Raw genomic sequence first — 20,438 nt, forward strand, 5'->3', positions numbered from 1 at the left:
CCAGGGCCGGGCTGCTCGCGCTCGCGTCCACGCCCGGGCCACGCCAATTTCGAAAGGAGGATTGAAGTGATCGCGTTCACACGTCCGAGCGCCGCAAGCGTCGGCGCGGTCTGCGCCGCCCGTTGGAACCTTCCGTCGGAGCCGGAGCGCGCCGCCCTGGCCCGCGAGCTCGCCGCCGCCGAGCCCGCGCTCGAGCTCTTCGACGATGCTGAGGCGCCGCAGCTGCTTGCCACGGCCTGGGCAGAGGCCGGCGCGCCGCTACCCGCGCTGCCGCCGCTCGGGACTCAGCCCGCGTGGACGGCTGTCGCCGACCGGGTGGCGAACTGGCGGGCCGAGGGTTCTGAAACGCCGGAGTGTCTGGTGGTGGTGCGCCAGCCGCTCAGGGCGCCGGACCCCGATGGCCAGCGCGACTGGGTCGCCGCCGTGCTGCGCGCCCTCGATGCGGACGAGCACCCGCCTGAGGGACTGATCGCGGCGACCTTCTTCGCCAGCCGCGACGGCGCTGTGGTCTACAACTTCGCCGAATGGACCAGCCCGGAGGCGCATCGCGCGGCGCTGCGGCGCGGCAGCTACGGCCAGCACGGCAGCATCGGCGCTTCGCCCCTCTGGCGCGCGACGCGGGAGCATCCGGCGATCACGCCCGAGCACGAAGTGCGCCGCTACCAACTCCATCGTCCGGCCGCGCCCGCCTGAGGGGGTCGATGCGACGCCTTCCGCGCAGAAGGCTCCGCTCTATATCGCCCGCGTCGGGGGATCCTTTGGATGGAGGATCTTGCACCATGAGGACGAAGGTCTTGGCCGCCGCGGCGGCGGCATTGATCGGAGCGGTCGCCGCACCCGCCGCCGCGGCCGACAAGCCGAGCCCGCCACGGCAATGCTTCTGGAACCACCAGGTGAACAGCTTCGCCGCTCAAGGCGACCGGACCGTGAACCTGCGGGTGGGGGTGAAGGACTACTACCAGCTTGAGCTCTTCTCTCCGTGCCCCGACGTGGAATGGACCCAGAAGATCGCCCTGATCTCGCGAGGGACCTCGACCATCTGCTCAGGCCTGGACGCTGAGGTGGTCACCCCATCTCCGATCGGGCCCCAGAAGTGCCTGGTCCGCAACGTGCGCAAGCTGACGCCGGCGGAGGTGGCGGCCCTGCCCAAGGGCGCGAAGCCCTGATGCGCGCGGCGCCAGCCCCAAGCCGTGAGGTCGCGAGGCTTCGATGAACAAGCAGACCCGCTTCCATATCCTCTACTGGATCATCGCCTTCTTCGGGGTAATCGCGATCCAGCATTACATCGGGACCGCCACGCAGGTGGCGCAGATCCCCTACAGCCAGTTCCAGCAGCTGCTGCGGGACGGCAAGGTGGCCGAGATCGGCGTCTCCGACCGGTTCGTGCAGGGACGTCTGAAGGCGCCGGTCGAGGGCAAGACGGCGTTCGTCACCACCCGGGTCGAGCCGGAACTGGCGCGCGAGCTCCAGCAGTATGGGGTGACCTACACCGGGCAGATCGAGGACACCTTCCTGCGTGATCTCCTGTCCTGGGTGATCCCGGTGCTCCTCTTTTTCGGCCTGTGGATGTACCTCGGCCAGAAGGCGGCAGGCGCCGGCGGGTTGATGCAGGTCGGCCGGAGCCGCGCGAAGATCTATGTTGAAGCCAATACCGGGGTGACGTTCAACGACGTGGCCGGGGTGGACGAAGCCAAGGAAGAACTGCGGGAGATCATCGACTTCCTGAAGAACCCTCAGGAGTACAGCCGCCTCGGCGGGCGGATGCCCAAGGGCGTGCTGCTGGTGGGCCCGCCGGGCACCGGCAAGACGCTGCTCGCCAAGGCCGTGGCGGGCGAAGCCAAGGTTCCCTTCTTCTCGATATCCGGTTCGGAGTTTGTGGAGATGTTCGTGGGCGTCGGCGCCGCCCGTGTCCGCGACCTCTTCGAGCAGGCGCGGCAAAAGGCCCCCGCGATCATCTTTATCGACGAGTTGGACGCGCTTGGTCGGGCGCGCGGCCTCTACGCCTACGGCGGCCATGACGAGAAGGAGCAGACGCTGAACCAGCTCCTGGTCGAGATGGACGGCTTCGATTCGAGCACCGGCCTCGTCCTGCTGGCGGCGACGAACCGGCCCGAGATCCTCGATCCGGCGCTCCTGCGCGCCGGCCGCTTCGATCGCCAGGTGCTGGTGGACCGGCCGGACAAGAAGGGACGGGTCGAAGTCCTGAGGGTCCACACTAGAAAGGTGAAGCTCGCATCGGAGGTCGACCTCGAGAAGGTCGCGGCGCTCACGCCCGGCTTCACCGGCGCGGACCTGGCCAACCTGGTGAACGAGGCGGCCCTGCTGGCCACTCGACGGCGGGCTCCGTCGATCACCATGAGCGACTTCAACGAAGCCGTGGAGCGGATCGTCGCCGGGCTCGAGAAGCGCAATCGGATCCTCAATCCCAAGGAGCGGGAGGTGGTGGCCCACCACGAGATGGGACATGCCCTGATCGGGCTGGCGCTGCCCGGGGTGGAGCAGGTGCACAAGGTCTCCATCATCCCGCGGGGCGTGGGCGCGCTGGGCTACACCATCCAGCGGCCGACCGAGGACCGGTTCCTGATGACCCGCGAGGAGCTGGAGAACAAGATGTGTGCGCTGCTCGGCGGGCGGGCCGCCGAGTGGCTCATCTACCGTCATCTCTCCACGGGCGCGGCGGACGATCTGCGCAAGGTCACGGACATCGCCCGCAGCATGGTCACCCGTTACGGCATGTCCCAGCGGCTGGGTCCGGTGTCCTACGACCGTGAGCCGCGCTCCTTCCTCAGCACCGGCGATGCGCCCGCGCCGTTCCTGCGCGAGAAGGATTTCGGGGACGCAACCTCGGACGCGATCGACGAAGAAGTGCGGACCATCGTTGAGGCCGCCTTCAAGCGGACGGTCGAAATCCTCGAGAGCCGTCGCTCAGCCTTGGAGCGTGGCGCGCGGCTGCTGCTCGAGAAGGAGACGCTGGAGGAGCGCGAGCTTCTAGAGCTCATCCAACCGGGCGGGGCGGATTCGCACGGGCCTCCGCAATCGTCAGCGGCTTGAGGCGCAGCGGACCTGTTGGGCTCTGCGCCGCTCAGGCCGGCGGCCTGGCTTCCAGCTGCGCCGCCCGGCTTTGGACGAGGACGCGAACGTCGACGCCGGCCTCCGTGAGGCACCTGGCCAGCAGCCGAGCCCGGTCCTCCGCTTCCTCGGAGGAGGCGAACTGCAAGGGCTCCAGCCCGTCGAGACACTCGACGACCCAAAAGTCGCCGTCGCAACGCACGTTCAACAAGATATCAGTCACGCCTCTACACACGTCCCTCGCCGTTCCGCATCCGCTGACTTGGAGGCTCCGGGTCGTCGGGCCGGCTCCAGACCAGGGAAGAGGAGCGTTCCCGCTCCCGCTGCGGCCGCACTAACCGATGTTAGCGATGCGGCGCCTCCCGCGGCGTCGCGAACAGCCTTGTTCGCCGAGCGCACGCGCTTGTGATGCGCGGCCAGCGCCGCTAGCCTGTCTCATCGTCCGCCATGATCCGGATACGGGCGGCTGAGAGACCAGCGCGCTCCCCCGGCTCGCGAGCGCCAATGGACAACCCCTTCATCGTCAAGCTTCGAAAGTCCAACGCTCTCCGGGAGGAGGACTTGGCGACGATTGAGCGATGTATGGGGCCGCCTCGCCGCCTCGCTGCGCGCACGGACATCGTCTCAGAGGGGGACCGGCCTGGAACCTGCCTTGTGCTGATCGAGGGGCTGGTCGGTCGCTACAAGCAACTGAAAAATGGCCGGCGCCAGATCTTGTCCTTTCAGGTCCCGGGCGATTTCGTGGACCTGCACAGCTTCGTGCTTGGCCGGCTCGACCATTCGATGGCGGCCCTTTGCGCCTGCCGCATCGCCCCGATCAGCCATTCGGCGATGCAGGAGATCCTCAACGAGCATCCGAGGATCTCACTGGCCTTTCTGCGCGAGAGCATGATCGATGCCGCTGTGTTCCGCGACTGGGTCGTGAACCTCGGTCAGCGGCCGGGCTATGGGCGGTTGGCCCATGCCTTCTGCGAGCTGGTCTGCCGCCTGAGGGCGGTTGGCCAGATGAAGGGCGACAGCTTCCACTTCCCGGTCACGCAGGAGGAGCTCGGCCAAGCCGTGGGCCTCTCCGCGGTGCACGTGAACCGGGTCATGCAGCGGCTGAAGGCGAATGGCCTCGTCACGCATCAGGCGGGCCAGCTGATCATCGAGGACTGGGAAGGGCTGCAGCGGGCGGGGGACTTCGAGCCCTCGTACCTGTTTCTCGGCGGCGACGGGGGGCCGGCGGGCGAGGGGGCGTCCCCGACCTAACGTTGCGGGAAAGATCCCCGCCCGCGCATGCGGACGAAACCCGAAGCCGCCTTACCGCGTTCAGCGCTCGCCGGGCGCTGGGGCGCTGCGGCCTCACGGAGAATGTGCGATGGAGCAGGATCCTGTGAAAACGGGCGTCACCCTGAGCGCGCCCGTAGAGTATGCGTTTCAGGTGTTCGTGGAACGCATCGGCGATTGGTGGCCCAGGGCCTACACCTTCTCCCAGGACGATCTCGCTCAGATCGGAATCGACCGCCAGGCGGGCGGCCGCTGGTATGAGGTCGACCGGCGCGGCCGGCGGCTGGATTGGGGCGAGGTGCGCGTCTTCGAGCCGCAGAGGCGGCTCGTTCTCAGCTGGGCGATCTCCGCCAGTCGCGGGCAGGAGCCGTTCGACCGCGCCAGCGAGGTCGAGGTCCGCTTCAAGAGCCTCGGGCCAAAGCAAACCCGCGTCGACCTGGAGCATCGCGACTTTGCGCGGCACGGGCCCGGGGCGGAGACCATTCGTCGAGGCATGGCCTCGGCCGAAGGTTGGCCATACATCCTGCGCGAATATGCCGAGGCGGCGAGCCCAACGGCCCGCGCGGCGTTGAGCGCCTGAAGTGCGCAGCAACCAGCCTTGTTTCTGAACCGGGTGGGAACCGCTTCGTCAGCGTGCAATTGCGTGCGTAGCACCAAAATCCCCGTTCATGTTGGTAGGTCGGCATGGACGTTCGCACAATCGTAGGAACCAACGTCAGGCGGTACCGCGGCGAGGCAGGCCTTTCGCAAGAGGCGCTCGCCGAGCTGATGGGCGTTGACCGGGCCTATGTCAGCGGACTGGAGCTGGGCCGCCGCAACCCGACCATCCTGACCATCTGGCACACCGCCATGGCGTTGAAGATCCGGCCTTCGAAGCTCCTCGAGTTCGAAGGGCCTCTCTTCTGAAGACGCGGCGCGGCCGCTGACGGGGCGCTTGCGGCGCGCGCCGTCGCGCCCGGCCGCGCCACTGAATTCCCAAGACAAATTGTGTCTTGAAGGGCGTCGCGAGCGCCCTACGTCAGGTCTTGCCGGACGCTGATCAAGGTCCGGCGGCGGGCGCCGGCGGTGTCCGGCGTTCCTCCAACCCATGTTGCTCAACGGAGGATATGGACCATGAGGATGAACACCATGACGCCGATGTCTTCCTATCGGCCGATGCCGAGCGTCGACCCGGCGCTCAGCCTGATGGACCGTGCGATGAGCGGCGCGGTCCCCGGCCTCAACTGGCCGCCGTACAACGTCGTCTCTGTCGACGACGACCACTACCGCATCATCCTGGCCGTGCCCGGCTTCCGGGACGGCGACCTGGAGATTGTCTCCGAGCCAAACCGGCTGACGGTGAGCGGCCGCCCGCAAGAGGTGCAGGAGGGCGGCGACGTCGTCTACCGCGGGATCGCGCAACAGCCGTTCAAGCGGACCTACGAGCTCGCCGACCATGTGCACGTCGACAACGCGCGGCTGGAGAACGGCCTCCTGACCATCGAGCTGGTGCGTGAGATTCCCGAGGCCCTGAAGCCGAAGCGCATCCAGATCGCCGGGTCCGGCCAAGCCGCCGTCGGGCAGTCCGGTACGGCCGAAGGCCAGGACCAGAAGACCCACTAAGCGATCAGCGCGGCAGGCGGGGCGTCGCGGCCAGGTCGGGACGCCGCCGCCAGCCAAAGCATTCCAGGAGAGCTGACCATGCAACTTCGTGATCTGATCCCGTGGGGACGGCATGAGCATGATCATCGTCCGCACGAGGGCGCGCTCACCACGACGAGCGCCCGCCGCGACGAGGAAACCCATCCGTTCCTGACCCTCCATCGGGAAGTGAATCGCCTGTTCGACGATGTCTTCCGCGACTTCGGCGGCTCGGTGTTCGGCCGCGCCGCCAGTTGGCCGAGCGTTGAAGTCTCGGAGGACGCCAAGGCCATCCGTGTCTCGGCCGAGCTGCCGGGCATGGACGACAATGACGTCGATGTCGTGTTCGAAGACGGCGTCCTGGTCCTGCGGGGCGAGAAGCGCTCCGACGTGGAGGACAAGGACCGTCACTACAGCGAGCACTACTACGGCCGCTTCGAGCGGGTGATCCCGGTGCCCGTCGCGATCGACGAGGACGCCATCAAGGCCAACTTCAAGAAGGGGGTGCTGACCGTCACCCTGCCGAAGTCAAAGGCCCAGCAGGACGGCGTCCGCCGCATCCCGATCGCCAAGGGATAGGCCGACGCTCACGCCTCGGCGCCAAGCGCGCCGGGGCGCCGGCCAGGTTCGGAGCCATGTGATGAAGAGCCATAGTCAAGGCGCGCCCGCGCCGTCCGCGATCGCGATGGTGGGCCGCCCCTTCGTCGAAGCGCTGCTGGATCCGCGTTCCGCCTTCGCCGCGCCTGACGTGGTGGCGAACCACGCCTGGCTGTCGCGCGAGGAGAAGCGCCTGATCCTCTGGAGCTGGGCCCGCGACCTCCTGCGCGAGGTTCGCGACGGCGCGGCCGAACCCGCGGCGTGCGAGCCCGTGCTGAGCGTGCTGGCCCGGTACGATCCGGCGGCCGCGGACGAGTTCGAGGGGGCTTTCGCCGCTCTCGTCTCCGATCGGGAGGGCGGGCGCGCCCAGCATTGATCGGAGGACAACCATGTTCGACGCGACAGACCTCAAGGAAAGCGCTTCGACCCTGTCCGTCGCCGCGCGCCGGCACGCGTCCGCCCTGCCGGACGATGCGGTGGCGCTGATCCGACCCAATGGGCCATCGGTGACGAGCGCCGGCCGCGCGACGGCCAAGGGGTGGACACTGAGCTTCAGGCCGCGCCGGGCGCCGCGTATCGAGCCGCTGATGGGGTGGACGGAGACGACGGACACGCTCCAGCAGGTCCAGATGACCTTCCCCACCGCGGAGGCGGCGATCCGCTACTGCCAGCGCCAGGGCTTGGTGTTCGAGGTGCAGGGCGGCGCCGGCGAGGCGTCTTACGGTGAAGGCAAGGGTGCGGCGCGGCCGTTGCGCGCCGACAATGAGAACGGGCTGCAGCGGCCGCCGGGCCAGCTTACGGCGGCGGAAGCCGACCGGCTCTATCTGAGCCCAGAAGCCGTCTACCGGACCCCAGAGGCGGTCTTGGCCGACGCGGCGCTCACCCCGGAGCAGAAGCGATCCATCCTGCGATCCTGGGAGTGGGACGAGTACCTGCTCGAGGTCGAGGCGGGGGAAGCGCCCGTGCGCGAGCACGTCTCGCGGCTCGCCGAGGTGCGCTCCGCCCTGGCGCAGCTCGACGCCCGCGAAGCGGCGCAGGAGCCTGATTGCTACCGCTGGGAGCCGCCCCGCGCAGCATGATCAATCCGGGACCGGCCGCGTGGTGACCGCGGCCGGCCCTTTTTTCAGTCCGAGGAGAGGAGAAAGATGTCAAAGCGCCAACCGCGCCTGTTTTGTACCGTCGCCCTCGCCGCCGCGCTCGCCGCCGGCGGCGCGGGACCGCTGACGGCGCCGCCTGCCTCCGCGCAGCCCTTACGCGCCCTGCCCAACGGCGCGCCCTCGAGCTTCGCCGACATCGTCCAACGGGTGGCGCCCGCCGTCGTCTCCATCGACGTCACGCGCAGCGCACCGGCCCGACCCAACATGCCGCAGCTTTTCCCCGGCTTCCCCTTCTTCTTCGGCTTCCCCGGGACGCCGGACGGCAACAACGGAGCGCCGAACCTGCCCAATGCGCGGGTCTCCGGCTCGGGCTTCTTCATCACGCCGACGGGGTACATCGTCACCAACAACCACGTGGTGGAGAACGCCACCAAGGTCATGATCCGCACCAACGAGGGTCGTGAGCTTGAGGCGCGGATCATCGGCCGCGACCCGCTGACGGACCTCGCCGTCCTCAAGGTGGAGGGCTCGGACTTCCCCTATGTGACCTTCGAAGCCTCGGCCAAGCCGCGCGTCGGCGACTGGGTGATCGCCATGGGTAACCCGTTCGGCCTCGGCGGCACGGCCACGGCCGGCATCGTCTCGGCCTACGGCCGCGACATCGGCGAGGCCTATGTCGACTATCTGCAGATCGACGCCCCCATCAACCGCGGCAACTCCGGCGGGCCCACCTTCGACGTCTACGGCCGGGTGATCGGCGTCAACACCGCCATCTTCTCCCCGTCGGGCGGCTCCGTCGGGATCGGCTTCGCCATTCCCGCCGACATTGCCGACCGGATCACCAAGCAGCTGATTTCCGGCGGCTCGATCGTGCGCGGCTACATCGGCGCCATGGTGCAGAACCTGACGCCGGAGATCGCCGAAAGCCTTGGCATCCCGGGCCGCAAGGGCGCCTTGGTCGCCGAAGTCACACCTGGAGGACCCGGCGACGCCGCGGGCCTGCGCGCCGGGGATGCGATCCTCAGCCTGAACGGGCAGGAGCTCACCTCGTCGTCCGACCTGACGCGGCGTGTCGGGGTCGCGCGCGAGGGCGATCGCCTGCGGCTCGAGGTTTGGCGCGACGGACGTCGGCAGACCATCGAGATCCGGGCGGGTCGGCGGCCCGCGGAGGATGCGCCGGGGGCGGTCAATCCCGCCGAGGCGGCGAGCCTTGGCCTTACCTTGCGGCCGCTCGACCAGGCCGCCCGCACTCAATACCGCCTGCCAGCCACAGCGCGCGGCGTCGTCATCGACGCGGTGTCTCCCGGCTCGGACGCGGCGGAGAAGGGCCTGCGGGCGGGCGATGTGATCGAGCGGGTGGGCGATCGCAGCGTGGTCGCGCCTGCGGACGTGCGCGAGGCCATCGACGCGGCCCGGCGCCAGGGGCGACCCTCGGTCCTAGTCCGCGTGTGGCGAGAGGGCCGCAGCCTGTTCGTGCCCTTGAAGCTGCCTGACGCCGCCGCACGCTAGGCGCCGGACCTGGGTGCAAGCCTTAGCGCCTCGCCTCGCCCGGAGGCGGGGCGCTTATGCTGTCACGGAAGGCGCGGCGCCGATTGCGGATCAGTTCGCCGACGGCGGCGGACGGTTCGCCGAGGTCGAGCAGCAGGGCTTCGGAGAGCTGCAGGCTGGCCTCGAAGGCCTCGGGGACCGCGCTCGTGGCCCCCAGCCGATAGAGCCGGGCCGCGTGCCGGTCGTCCCGCGCCCGCGCCACGATGACAAGGTCGGGGTGGTGATGGCGCGCCGTGCCGACCACGGCCTCCACGCCGTCTGGCGCGTCCATGGTCACCACCAGCGCAGGCGCCTCGGCGAGCCCGATGCGGTCGAGCAGCTCGATCCGCGAACCGTCGCCGAAGTGGATGAAGCGGCCGCGTCGTCGCTCCGCGCTCACGGCGCGTGGATCGCGGTCGACGGCGGTCCAGGCCACGCCGCGCTCGTCGAGGATATCGGCCACCAGGCGGCCGACGCGGCCCATGCCGACGATGATGACGCGGCCGCGCCGCTCCGCCGGCGGCGCGGCCGCGTCGCGGCGCAGGTCTCCCGCGCTGACCCGCCGCTCCAGATAGCCGCCTAAGGCGACCAGACCCGGCGTGGCGAACATGCTGAGGGTGACCGCAACGAGCAGCGGGCGCATGAGCGCCGCGGGAACGATCTCCGCGCCGCTGGCGTGACCCAGGATCACAAAGGCGAACTCCCCGCCGCCGGCCAGGGCCAGGGCGGCTTCCAAGCTGGCGCCCGGGCTCAGGCCGAAGAGCCGACAGGCGACCAGGTTCACCATCGCCTTCAGGGCGAGCAGGCCCAGGGTGAGGCCCGCGACAAGGCTGGTGCTCTGCCAGAGCGCCGGGAGGTCCAGCCGAACGCCGACGCTCAGGAAGAAGAGGCCGAGCAGGAGCCCCGCGAACGGCTCGATGGTCACCTCGACCTCATGGCGGTATTCGGTCTCGGCGAGCAACACCCCGGCCACGAACGCCCCGAGCGCCATGGAAAGGCCGGCCAGGGACGTGGCCACCCCCGACCCGATCACCACCAGCAGGGCGGCGGCCATGAAGAGCTCCTGGCTCTTGGCCCGGGCGACCAGCTTCATCAGCGGGCGCAACAGCAGTCGCCCGCCGAGGATCAGCACCGCCAGGATCAGGGCGGCCGGGGCGAGGGCGTAGAGCGTCTCCAGCCCGACGCCGGCCTGGCGCGTCGCGAACAGACCGATCGCAGCCAACAGGGGCGCGACCGCCAGATCCTGGAAGAGGAGGACGGCGAAGGCGGCCCGCCCGGCAGGGGCGTGCAGGCGATGGCGCCGCGATAGCGCCGGCACCGCCATGGCGGTCGAGGAGAGCGCCAGGGCTGCTCCCGTCACGAAGGCTGCTTCCGGATCGCGCACGACGAGCAGCAATCCGGCGCCGAGGGCGAGCGTGGCGACGGCCAGCTGCACGGTTCCGAGACCAAACACCAGCCGCCGCATGAGGCGAAGTCGCTCCCAGGACAGCTCCAGGCCGATGCTGAACAACAGGAAGGCGACGCCGAGCTCGGCGAGCTGCTCGAACTCCTCAGGGCGAGCGATGGTGAGCGCCTCGAGCCACGGCGCTTCATCGGTCAGGGCGCCGAGACCGAAGGGTCCGAGCGCAACGCCGGCGGTCAGAAAGCCCAGGGTCGCGCCAACCCGAAGGCGCGTGAACAGCGGCACGACCACGCCCGCCGTGGCGAGGAACAGCAGCAGATCCTTGAAGGGTGGCGAGAGGGCGGGGTCGACCATCGTATCGCAAAAAGCCGGACGGCCGCTGGCGGGCTCCAGCGGCCGTGGCCAAGCGACACATTATAATAGAGTGTCAGCGGGCCGAGGCGTCGGCCCGCTGACCTCGGGCGTCAGGCCGCCATCGCGGAATTGGCCCCCGCCTCGGGCTTCTTCGGCGCTTCGGCGATCGCGGCTTCCGTCGTGATCAGCAGGCCTGCCACGGAGGCGGCGTCCTGCAAGGCGGTGCGGACCACCTTAGCCGGGTCGATGACGCCCGCCTGAACCAAGTCGACATACTCCTCGGTCTGGGCGTTGAAGCCGAACGTTGGGGAGGCGTTCTCCAGGATCTTGCCGACGACGATCGAGCCCTCGACCCCGGCGTTCTCGGCGATTTGCCGGATCGGCGCCTGGAGGGCTCGACGAACGATGGCGATCCCGGCGTTCTGGTCGTCGTTGGCGCCGTTCAGGCCTTCCAGGACCTTGCTGGCCCGCAGCAGCGCCACGCCGCCGCCCGGGACGATGCCTTCTTCCACCGCCGCGCGGGTGGCGTGCATGGCGTCGTCGACGCGGTCCTTCTTCTCCTTCACCTCGACTTCGGTCGCGCCGCCGACCCGGATCACCGCGACGCCGCCGGCGAGCTTGGCCAACCGCTCCTGCAGCTTCTCCTTGTCGTAGTCGGAGGTGGTGTCCTCGATCTGGCGGCGAATCTGGGCGATGCGGCCCTGGATGTCCGCCTTCTCGCCCGCCCCCTCGACGAGGGTGGTGTCGTCCTTGGTGATGATCACCTTCTTGGCGCGGCCGAGCTGGTCGAGGGTCACGTTCTCCAGCTTCACCCCGAGATCCTCGCTGATGAACTGGCCGCCGGTGAGGATTGCGATGTCCTCCAGCATGGCCTTGCGGCGGTCGCCGAAGCCCGGAGCCTTGACCGCCGCCACGCGGAGGCCGCCGCGTAGCTTGTTCACCACCAGCGTGGCCAGCACCTCGCCCTCGATGTCCTCGGCGATGACCAGAAGCGGCTTGCCGGATTGCACCACTTGCTCGAGCAGCGGGATGAGCGCCTGCAGGGTGGTCAGCTTCTTCTCGAAGATGAGCACCAGGGCGTCTTCGAGCACCGTCTCCATGCGATCGGGGTTGGTGACGAAGTACGGCGAGACGTAGCCGCGGTCGAACTGCATGCCTTCGACCACCTCGAGCTCCATCTCGAGCCCCTTGGCCTCCTCGACCGTGATCACGCCCTCATTGCCGACGCGCTCCATGGCCTGGGCGATCATCGCGCCGATCTCGCGCTCGCCATTGGCCGAGATGGTGCCGATCTGGGCGATCTCCTCGTTGGAGGAGACCTTCTTGGAGGTGGATCGGATTTCCTCCACAACGGCGGCGACGGCCTTGTCCACGCCGCGCTTCAGGTCCATCGGGTTCATGCCGGCGGCCACCGACTTCAAGCCCTCCTGGACGATGGCTTGCGCAAGCACGGTCGCCGTCGTCGTGCCGTCGCCGGCCTGGTCGTTGGTCTTCGAGGCGACTTCGCGCAGCAGCTGGGCGCCGAGGTTTTCGAACTTGTCCTCGAGCTCGATCTCCTTGGCGACGCTGACGCCGTCCTTGGTCGTGCGCGGCGCGCCAAACGACTTTTCGATGACCACGTTGCGGCCTTTCGGGCCGAGGGTCACCCGCACGGCGTTCGCCAGGATGTTAACGCCGCGCAGCATCCGATCGCGGGCGTCGGTTGAGAAATGGATCTCTTTTGCAGCCATGATCAGCTCCCTCCTGCATCAGGCGGCGTCGAGGACGCCGAGCACGTCGCCTTCCTTCATGATCAGGAGGTCCTCGCCGTCGATGCGGACCTCCGATCCGGACCACTTGCCGAACAGCACCTTCTGGCCGGTCGTGAGCTCCGGTTCGATCCGGCGGCCGTCCTTGTCACGGGCGCCGGGCCCGACGGCCAGCACTTCGCCCTGCTGCGGCTTCTCCTTGGCGGTGTCGGGGATGATGATCCCGCCCGGCGTCTTGGCGTCCTCCTCGACGCGGCGGACCAGGATGCGGTCCCCGAGGGGTCGAAACGTCATACCAGCCTCCACAGCTGCGCGGCGCCTGGCGGCGCGGCGCAACGATGATCCTCGATTTTCAGCCAGTGGGAGCGGGCGCAGCCGAACCCGTCGGCCGGCCTGCCCCACGCGCGCGTAACGTGGGGGAGCCGGCAAAGTTCCTGCGGTTTGGAGTACTCCCGGCGCGCCGTTACTTGCCGGCGGTCGAAGCGTGCATCTCAGTGCAACACCTCGACAATCTCGCCAAGTGATGGGCGACCGAAACCGAGGACGACGGCCCCACGTTGTTCGCCCGATCCCGACGTCCTGGAGGCGCAACATGACCGAGGCCCGTCCGCCGTTTCCCGACCAGACCCAAGCGCCGCCCGGCCACACGGCCGAGATGCAGCCGCCGCCCGACCACGGCGAGGCCTCCTACAAGGGCTCGGGTCGCCTGACCGGCAAGGTGGCGCTGATCACCGGCGCAGACAGCGGCATCGGCCGAGCGGTGGCGATCGCATTCGCGCGCGAAGGCGCCGACGTCGCCATCAGCTACCTCAATGAACACGATGACGCCGAGGAGACCCAGCGCTGGGTGGAGGAGGCCGGGCGCCGCGCCGTGCTGCTCCCGGGAGATCTCGCCGAACCCGCCCATTGCCGCGCTCTGGTCCAGAAGACCGTCGAGGCGCTCGGCCGGCTCGACGTTCTGGTGAACAACGCCGCCGAGCAGGCGACCTACACGAGCCTGCAGGAGATCACCGACGAGGCTTGGGCGCGCACCTTCCAGGTCAACATCCACGCCATGTTCCACTTGGCCAAGGCGGCGCTGCCGCATCTGCAGGCGGGCGCGTCCATCATCAACACGACCTCCATCAACGCCGACGATCCCAACCCGTCGCTGCTGCCCTACGCCGCCACCAAGGGCGCCATCCAGAACTTCACCGCCGGCCTCGCGCAGATGCTCGCCGAGCGCGGCGTGCGCGTGAACTGCGTTGCGCCCGGACCGATCTGGACGCCCCTGATCCCGGCCACCATGCCCCCGGAGAAGGTGAAGCAGTTCGGGGCCAACACGCCCATGAAGCGGCCCGGCCAGCCAAAGGAGGTGGCGCCGGCCCATGTGCTGCTGGCGTCCGATGAGGCGAGCTATGTCTCGGGGGCGACGATCGCCGTCACCGGCGGCCGCCCGATGCTGTGACGAGGCGCCCTGCATGAACGGCGCGCAGGCGGGCGCTGCGTCGGTCGCTTCGGCCGGTCCCCTGCAGGGCGCCGTTGCGGCCCTGGGCGCGCCGTCGTTCGCGCGCCTGCGCCATGCGCCTTTGGACGAAGCCTTCCTCGAACTCGCTGGGCAGGGTGACGGGAACCTGCAGGCAGATGCTCTGGGTGGGGAGGACGTCGCGCCAGGCGGCGATCAACTCCTTGTAGGCCTGGCCGACGGGCCGGATCCGGCGGTCAAGATCATAGAGGCCCAGGGCGTTCACCCGGCCGTTCTTCTCCCGAAGCGCGGTGTCCCAATCGACCTGGTCCGTGAGCGAGTACCAGGTGAAGCCCACGATCGGCACGCCATCGTTGCGGATGCGCAGCACGTTGGCCCACTCCTTCCAGAGCCAAAGGACGGCTTCGTCCCCCCGCTCGCCCTGCAGGTAGTTGGTCTCGGTGTGCATCACCGGCAGATGGTAGCGGGCGTAGTACTGCCGCGTGATCTCGTCGTAGCCGAAGACTTCGCCGGCGGCGCGCGTGTGGCCGTCAGGCCAGACCCGATGCTCGTTGGTGACGTAATAGTCGTTGCCGAGGATGCAGTGGGACTTCAGGCGCGCGTGCATGAAGAAGTCGTACTCGGCCGGGGTCATGCCGTTGTCCATCAGGTACCGGTACATCTCGGAATTGACCCGGATCCCGTAGTTGAGATCGAGGGCGAGGAACCGGACCGCGTTCATGAACTCGGCGGGGCCGATCGCTGCGGGACTGTCGGCGTGGAAGTATTCCGAGGACTCGCTCTGCACGAACAGCGCGTCGGGGCGAACGTCGAGGATCTCCTGCATGGCGAGCACATTGGCCCGCGCGATGTGCTTCAAGGCCGTGACGAAGCCGCGGTCGGTCGTCATCTGCTCGTTCCACCAGCCGTACTTGGCCGAGAAGGTGGCGCAGATGAACATCTCGTTGATCGGCGTGTAGAGCTGCACCCAGGGGAATCTGCGGGCGAAGTCGCCGGCGTAGCGAGCGAAGAGCGCCGGGAAGTCCGGGTTCTGGAAGTTGCCGATCCAGTCCGGCACGCCGAAGTGGCAGAGGTCGGCGATGGGAACGATGTCGCGCCGCTTGAGCTCGGCGAACGCCTGGTCGGTGAACTCCCAGTCGTAGCGGCCGTCTCCGAGCCACACCCGGTGGAGCGGCGGCCCGTAGCGCAGAAAATGCACCCCGAGCTCCTGCACGAGGGCGAAGTCTTCCTGCCAGCGAGCGTAGTGCCGGCAAGACTCCATCTCATCCACGCGGGTCCGGCCCTGATCGATGGTCGGGTAGGAGTTCTCGATCCCCGTGGCGAACATGAACAGCGTCATGGGTCGGTCCTGGAAGCCTCCGCGCCAGGAAACACGGCCTCGCGGCGAAGGTTCTCGCCGCTGGTCCAGACAGGTGGTTCATGACCGCGCCCGCGACCGATCACGTGCGCGCCGCGACCCAGGAAGTCGGCGCGCTTCTCGGCCAGATCATCCGTGAGGATGACCCCGCCGCCTTCGAGCGTATCGAGACGGTGCGGCGGCTCGCCGTCGCCCGCCATTTCCAGGGCGCCACGGGCGAGTTGCCGGCGCTCCTTGAGGGGCTGTCGGCGGACGCGGCGTTCAAGGTCGTGCACGGCTTCGCCTGCTTCCTGCAGGCCGCCAACGCGGCTGAGGACGCCATGCAGGCGCGGCGCGCCAGCCTCAGCGAGGACGCCATCCGGCTCGACGACGTCCTGGATGCGCTCGCCAAAGAAGGCGTCGCCGAAGACGAGGTGCGGGCGCTGCTCGGCGAGGGTCTGATCGTCCCGGTGTTCACCGCCCACCCGAGCGAAGTGCGGCGCAGAAGCGTGCTGGAGCACGCCCAGGCCATGCGGGAGACCCTCGGCGCCTTGGCGCATCCGGACTGCGGCCCGGACGCCGAGACGCTGTCGGAGACCCTCCTGCGCGAAACGGCCCTGCTCTGGGGCACGCGCCTCTTGCGCACCGTCAAGCCGACGCCCGACGACGAGGTCGACAATGCGGTGGCGGTGATGCGCGCGAGCCTGCTGTCGGCCATTCCCGCCCTCTACGAGGCCTGGGAGCGACGGCTAGGCCCCGAGCTGCCCAGCTTCCTGCGTCTCGGCAGCTGGGTGGGCGGCGACCGCGACGGCAATCCCTTCGTCACCGGCGAGGTTCTGCGCCGTGCGCTTGCTCGCCAGGCCGAGGCGGTGCTCGGCCACTATCTCGAAGAGGTGCATCGCCTCGGCGTCAGCCTGTCGCTCGCCGAGGACCTGGCCCCGCCGACCCCTGAGTTGAAGGCGTTCGCCGACAGCCTTGCCGACCCGCCGGCGCACCAGGCCCGGGAGCCCTACCGCCGGGCCCTGACCCTCATCTCCGCGCGGTTGGCGGCGACCTACCAGGCCTTGGTCGGGCGGCCGGCCCCCCGCCTGGCCGCCGCGCGTGCGGACCCCTATTCGGCACCCGACGCGCTGGTCGCGGACCTGGAGCGCCTGCTGTCCTCGCTGCGGCGGACGAACGCACGGGCGTTCGCCCGCGGGCCTCTGCCGAAGCTCCTCCGCGCCGTGCGTGTGTTTGGCTTCCATCTCGCCAGCCTGGACCTTCGGCAGAACGCGGCGGTGCATGAACGCGTGGTGGCCGAGCTCCTGGCGAAGGCCGGCGCCTGTGACGACTACCTCGCCTTGGACGAGGCGGGTCGGCGACGAATCCTGTTGGCCGAGTTGGCGCACCGTCGCCCGCTCGTGTCGCCGCTTGTCTGCTATTCCGAGGAGACCGCGCGCGAATTGGGCGTGTTCCGGGCCGCAGCCGAGGCGCGCGCCCGGTTCGGGCCCGCGGCGCTCGGCGCCTACATCGTCTCGAACGCCGGCGCAGTCTCGGACCTGCTGGAGCCCTATGTGCTGATGAAGGAGGCGGGGCTGTTCGATCCCGTCGAACCCTCGGCGCCGCTGCCGGTGGAGCCGTTGTTTGAAACGATCGCCGACCTGCGCGCCGCGCCCGAGGTGCTCGCCGCCTATCTGGAGACGCCGCTGGTGGCGGGGCTGATGCGCGGCGCGAACGCCCGCCAGGAGGTGATGATCGGCTATTCGGATTCCAGCAAGGACGGCAGCTATCTGACCTCCAGCTGGCAGTTGCATCGGACGTCCGCGGCGCTTGCGGCGCTCGCGGACGCCAAGGGCGTGCGCCTGCAGCTGTTCCACGGCCGGGGCGGGGCGGTCGGCCGCGGCGGCGGCTCCAGCTTCGAAGCCATCGTCGCGCAGCCGCCGGGCGTGCTGCGGGGCCGTATGCGGCTGACGGAGCAGGGCGAGGTGATCGCCAACAAGTACGCCGACGCTCCGCTCGCCCGTCGCAGCCTGGAGACCTTGGCCTGCGGCGTGATCGCGGCCTCACTGCGTCCTGCCTCTGCGGACATGTCGGCGGCGGACGTCGAGGCGATGGATGCGATCGCAGAAGCCTCTCGCACGGCCTATCGCGGGCTCGTCTACGAAACGCCGGGATTCGCCGACTTCTTCTTCTCGTCGACGCCGATCGCCGAGCTCAGCGAACTCAACATCGCCAGCCGCCCGGTCGCCCGTCAGGCGGCGCGGACGATAGAGAGTCTCCGCGCCATACCGTGGGTGTTCTCCTGGTCGCAGGCGAGGGTGATGCTGCCGGGCTGGTACGGCTTCGGCGCGGCCACGCAGGACGCGGACCTCGAGCGACTGAAGGCCTGGTGGCGAGGCTGGCCGTTTTTCCGCGCGACGCTCCGGAACATGGAGATGGTGCTCGCCAAGGCTGACCTCGCGATTGGCGCCCGCTATGCGGAGCTGGTGGCCGACGTGGATCTCCGGGGCGCCATCTTCGGCCGTATCCGGGCCGAATGGGACCGGACGGTCGACCGACTGCTGGCGATCACCGGACAGACGCAGCTGTTGGAACATGAGCCGCGGCTGGCCGAGGCCATCAAGGGCCGGGCGCCCTACATCGAGCCCCTCAACCACCTGCAGGTCGAGCTGCTCCGCCGCCGCCGGGCCGGGGAGGACGATCTGAAGCTGCACGAGGCGCTGCTGATGACCCTGAACGGCATCGCGTCTGGACTGCGCAACAGCGGCTAGCGCACGAACAGCCGCGGCCCCTCGAGGGCGCGCGGCTGCCTTTGCGCTACTTCAGATTGGGAGCGACCAGCATTGCAGCGGCGGCGACCAAGCCCAGCGTGAGCAGGCCGATCATCCCGACCCGGTCGAGCGTCCGCTCCATCTTTGGGAAAGCGGCCGTCTCCAGCGCGCGGATCGCCTCAGCTTCCCGTCGGCGCAGGTCCGACCCTTCGGCCGAGAGCCAGCGCCGCAGTCCACGGATTGCGTTTCTCATGACCACATCCTCCAAGAAGCAATATGGTGCGAGAGGATCCCGCAGGCATCGTTCGCTAGGCCCTTAGACGGCGCCCAGCGTCAATGTAAATAGGGCGCTGCCCGTGACGCGCAAGGTCCTTTTCTTCAGTTCGTGGCCAGCGTGGCGCGCAGCATCCAGGCGTGCTTCTCGTGGGCCGAAAGCCGATCGTTCAGCAGGTCTACCGTGGCCGCATCGCTCGCGCCTTCGGCGGTCTGGATGGCGGCCTTGATGGCGCCGCAGGTCTGCTCGTGATCCTTGAGAAGATCGCGCAGCATCTCCTGGGCGCTCCATTGCGGATCGCCGTCCTTTACGCCTGTGAGGTTCGCCATGGAGGTGTGACCTTGCGGCGCCAGGGCGCCGAGGGCGCGGATCCGTTCGGCCAGCGCGTCCAGCGAGCCCCAAAGCTCCTTGTACTGCTGCTCGAACAGCTGATGCAGCGCGGGGAACTGCGGGCCGCGGACGTTCCAATGGAAGCCGTGCGTCTTCAGATAGAGCGCGTGCGTGTCGGCCAGCAGCTTGCCTAGCGCCAGGGCGACCTCGCTGGGGCCAGCCGTAGATGCGTCGGCGTGCTGCGTCGCGGTCTTGGACATCTCTTCAGTCAGCATGTTCATCCTCTGAAGGTGCGGCCGCGACGGCGCAGGGTCGGCGCCGCAGCGGCCTTGGTGTTGGAATACGGAACCCTCCGCCCGCCGAGCCGGCGCACATCGCTCGGTCGCAGCGGCGCCAGCCATCGGGGACGCAAAGGTTCAGCTTCATCCTCTGCCAGGCAGATGGGTTTCACCCGCCCGTTGGGGCGCAGCGTCATCTGTCGTGCGAGGTTCTATCTAGGGCGCGCGGCGGCCTCTTCAATCGTCTCCGGCCCGTCGGAGCGCGCGCTCTGGGTATGCTGCGCCGCTCGGTCGGTCGTGCCGAGTGCTGGCTCCGGCCTGGCGACGCTGCGGGTCCGCCAGACGGAATAGCCCATCCCGCCGAATAGCACGATCAGGGTGACAGCGAGCGAGACCAATGGGTCGATCTTCCCGACGAGGGCGTTGTAGAAGATTTTCCCGCCGGCCAGCGCGAGCAGTAAGCCCATCGCGGTTCTCAGGTGCTCCAGCCGGTTGATGACGTCCGCAAGCGCGAAGTAGAGGGCGCGAAGGCCGAGCACGGCGAAGATGTTCGACGTGTAGACCAAGTAGGGGTCCGTGGTGACCGCGAAGATCGCCGGCACGCTGTCGACGGCGAACATGACATCGCTGAGCTCGATGAGCAAAAGCGCCAGGAACAGGGGAGTGGCGGTCCAGCGGCCCGTGGCGCCGCGCACGAAGAACCGATTTCCCTGCAGGTCCGCCGTTACCGGCAGCCGGCGGACCAGGATCCGGTATAAGGGGGTGGGGGTCAGCGCCTCGGACGTATGGCTACGCGGGCGGCTGAGCCGCCAGCCTGCATAGAGTAGGAAGGCGCCGAACAACGGCAGCACCCAGGCGAACTCGTGCACGAGCGCAGCGCCCAGGCCGATCAACAGCGCTCGCAGGGCCAGCACGCTCAGTATGCCCCAGAAGAGCACGCGATGCTGCAGTTCCCGCGGCACCATCAGCGTGCCGAAGATGGCCGAGATGATAAAGAGGTTGTCGAGAGATAGGCTCTTCTCAAGCAGATAACCGCTGAAGAAGGCCGCGCCGGCGTCTGAGCCGAGCGTCGCCCAGGTCCACACCCCGAAAGCGATCGCCACCAGGATGTAGGCCGCGCTCAAGAAGAGGCTTTCTTTGAGCGGGATCTCGCGGCTTCTGCGATGCAGAACGCCCAGGTCGAAGGCGAGGAGGCAGACCACAACGGTCAAAAAGATGGCCCACAGCCACAACGGCTTATCGAGAAATTCAGCGGTCCAGGTCATGTCATCGTTCGCTTCCGCTGCGCGCGCTCGATGCGCGCGCTCTTATGAGCCTTGCGG

General features: G+C 68.7%; 21 protein-coding genes. 13 read left to right on the forward strand and 8 right to left on the reverse strand.

Features of this window, described 5'->3' with window-relative positions:
* Positions 1-66: 66 nt before the first annotated feature.
* The 3 genes from ACK41C_RS19830 (at position 67) to ftsH (ending at position 3,051) form a co-directional block, all read left to right on the forward strand.
* Positions 67-693 (forward strand): hypothetical protein, encoded by a 627-nt coding sequence (locus ACK41C_RS19830; protein WP_409658169.1) that lies wholly within the window; start codon positions 67-69, stop codon positions 691-693.
* 86 nt (positions 694-779) lie between these two features.
* Positions 780-1,166, forward strand: a complete 387-nt coding sequence (locus tag ACK41C_RS19835) for a DUF6491 family protein (RefSeq protein WP_409658172.1) — start codon at positions 780-782, stop codon at positions 1,164-1,166.
* A 43-nt stretch (positions 1,167-1,209) separates the two neighbouring features.
* Positions 1,210-3,051, forward strand: a complete 1,842-nt coding sequence (gene ftsH / locus ACK41C_RS19840) for an ATP-dependent zinc metalloprotease FtsH (RefSeq protein WP_409658175.1) — start codon at positions 1,210-1,212, stop codon at positions 3,049-3,051.
* Between the two features lie 31 nt (positions 3,052-3,082).
* Here the strand turns inward: ftsH and ACK41C_RS19845 are convergent, their stop codons facing one another.
* A complete protein-coding gene (locus ACK41C_RS19845) occupies positions 3,083-3,292 on the reverse strand; it encodes a hypothetical protein (protein ID WP_409658178.1) in 210 nt (69 codons plus the stop codon).
* A gap of 359 nt (positions 3,293-3,651) precedes the next feature.
* Here ACK41C_RS19845 and ACK41C_RS19850 point away from each other — a divergent pair, with 359 nt between their 5' ends.
* The 8 genes from ACK41C_RS19850 to ACK41C_RS19885 all read left to right on the forward strand — a co-directional run bounded on the left by ACK41C_RS19850 (position 3,652) and on the right by ACK41C_RS19885 (position 9,161).
* Positions 3,652-4,320, forward strand: coding sequence for a Crp/Fnr family transcriptional regulator (locus ACK41C_RS19850; protein ID WP_409658181.1), 669 nt, complete (start codon positions 3,652-3,654; stop codon positions 4,318-4,320).
* Positions 4,321-4,429: 109 nt separating this feature from the next.
* Positions 4,430-4,918 carry an SRPBCC family protein gene (locus ACK41C_RS19855; protein ID WP_409658184.1) on the forward strand — a complete coding sequence of 163 codons (489 nt, stop codon included), beginning with the start codon at positions 4,430-4,432 and terminating at the stop codon, positions 4,916-4,918.
* Between the two features lie 104 nt (positions 4,919-5,022).
* Complete coding sequence (locus ACK41C_RS19860) at positions 5,023-5,244, forward strand: helix-turn-helix domain-containing protein (RefSeq protein WP_293461970.1); 222 nt, start codon at positions 5,023-5,025, stop codon at positions 5,242-5,244.
* A gap of 207 nt (positions 5,245-5,451) precedes the next feature.
* Positions 5,452-5,940 carry an Hsp20 family protein gene (locus ACK41C_RS19865; RefSeq protein ID WP_409658188.1) on the forward strand — a complete coding sequence of 163 codons (489 nt, stop codon included), beginning with the start codon at positions 5,452-5,454 and terminating at the stop codon, positions 5,938-5,940.
* 78 nt (positions 5,941-6,018) lie between these two features.
* Entirely contained in the window at positions 6,019-6,537 is a 519-nt protein-coding gene (locus ACK41C_RS19870; protein WP_409658190.1) for an Hsp20/alpha crystallin family protein, read from the forward strand.
* Between the two features lie 61 nt (positions 6,538-6,598).
* Positions 6,599-6,931 carry a hypothetical protein gene (locus ACK41C_RS19875; protein WP_409658193.1) on the forward strand — a complete coding sequence of 111 codons (333 nt, stop codon included), beginning with the start codon at positions 6,599-6,601 and terminating at the stop codon, positions 6,929-6,931.
* A 13-nt stretch (positions 6,932-6,944) separates the two neighbouring features.
* Positions 6,945-7,634, forward strand: coding sequence for an NADH dehydrogenase ubiquinone Fe-S protein 4 (locus ACK41C_RS19880; RefSeq protein WP_409658197.1), 690 nt, complete (start codon positions 6,945-6,947; stop codon positions 7,632-7,634).
* A 66-nt stretch (positions 7,635-7,700) separates the two neighbouring features.
* Positions 7,701-9,161, forward strand: coding sequence for a Do family serine endopeptidase (locus ACK41C_RS19885; RefSeq protein ID WP_409658200.1), 1,461 nt, complete (start codon positions 7,701-7,703; stop codon positions 9,159-9,161).
* 22 nt (positions 9,162-9,183) lie between these two features.
* Here the strand turns inward: ACK41C_RS19885 and ACK41C_RS19890 are convergent, their stop codons facing one another.
* The 3 genes from ACK41C_RS19890 to ACK41C_RS19900 all read right to left on the reverse strand — a co-directional run bounded on the left by ACK41C_RS19890 (position 9,184) and on the right by ACK41C_RS19900 (position 12,977).
* Entirely contained in the window at positions 9,184-10,935 is a 1,752-nt protein-coding gene (locus ACK41C_RS19890) for a cation:proton antiporter (protein ID WP_409658203.1), read from the reverse strand.
* Between the two features lie 110 nt (positions 10,936-11,045).
* Positions 11,046-12,665: a chaperonin GroEL gene (gene groL / locus ACK41C_RS19895; RefSeq protein WP_409658206.1), complete on the reverse strand. Its 1,620-nt coding sequence runs from the start codon at positions 12,663-12,665 to the stop codon at positions 11,046-11,048.
* Positions 12,666-12,683: 18 nt separating this feature from the next.
* Positions 12,684-12,977 carry a co-chaperone GroES gene (locus ACK41C_RS19900; protein ID WP_409658209.1) on the reverse strand — a complete coding sequence of 98 codons (294 nt, stop codon included), beginning with the start codon at positions 12,975-12,977 and terminating at the stop codon, positions 12,684-12,686.
* Between the two features lie 298 nt (positions 12,978-13,275).
* Between ACK41C_RS19900 and ACK41C_RS19905 the strand changes: the two genes are divergently transcribed.
* Complete coding sequence (locus ACK41C_RS19905) at positions 13,276-14,130, forward strand: SDR family oxidoreductase (protein WP_409658212.1); 855 nt, start codon at positions 13,276-13,278, stop codon at positions 14,128-14,130.
* Here ACK41C_RS19905 and ACK41C_RS19910 read toward each other — a convergent pair.
* Complete coding sequence (locus tag ACK41C_RS19910) at positions 14,105-15,487, reverse strand: family 1 glycosylhydrolase (protein WP_409658215.1); 1,383 nt, start codon at positions 15,485-15,487, stop codon at positions 14,105-14,107. The two genes, ACK41C_RS19905 and ACK41C_RS19910, sit on opposite strands and share 26 nt — an antisense overlap.
* Positions 15,488-15,567: 80 nt before the next feature.
* Between ACK41C_RS19910 and ppc the strand changes: the two genes are divergently transcribed.
* On the forward strand, positions 15,568-18,234 hold the full coding sequence (gene ppc / locus ACK41C_RS19915; RefSeq protein WP_409658218.1) for a phosphoenolpyruvate carboxylase: 2,667 nt from the start codon (positions 15,568-15,570) through the stop codon (positions 18,232-18,234).
* A gap of 46 nt (positions 18,235-18,280) precedes the next feature.
* On the opposite strand, the gene ACK41C_RS19920 is transcribed toward ppc, so the two are convergent.
* The 3 genes from ACK41C_RS19920 to ACK41C_RS19930 form a co-directional block, all read right to left on the reverse strand.
* Positions 18,281-18,487: a hypothetical protein gene (locus ACK41C_RS19920; protein ID WP_409658221.1), complete on the reverse strand. Its 207-nt coding sequence runs from the start codon at positions 18,485-18,487 to the stop codon at positions 18,281-18,283.
* A 125-nt stretch (positions 18,488-18,612) separates the two neighbouring features.
* A complete protein-coding gene (locus ACK41C_RS19925; RefSeq protein ID WP_082769784.1) occupies positions 18,613-19,113 on the reverse strand; it encodes a Dps family protein in 501 nt (166 codons plus the stop codon).
* A gap of 215 nt (positions 19,114-19,328) precedes the next feature.
* On the reverse strand, positions 19,329-20,381 hold the full coding sequence (locus ACK41C_RS19930) for a TerC/Alx family metal homeostasis membrane protein (protein ID WP_082769783.1): 1,053 nt from the start codon (positions 20,379-20,381) through the stop codon (positions 19,329-19,331).
* Positions 20,382-20,438 lie beyond the last annotated feature (57 nt).

This window comes from Phenylobacterium sp., assembly GCF_046290725.1.
Lineage (GTDB): Bacteria > Pseudomonadota > Alphaproteobacteria > Caulobacterales > Caulobacteraceae > Phenylobacterium.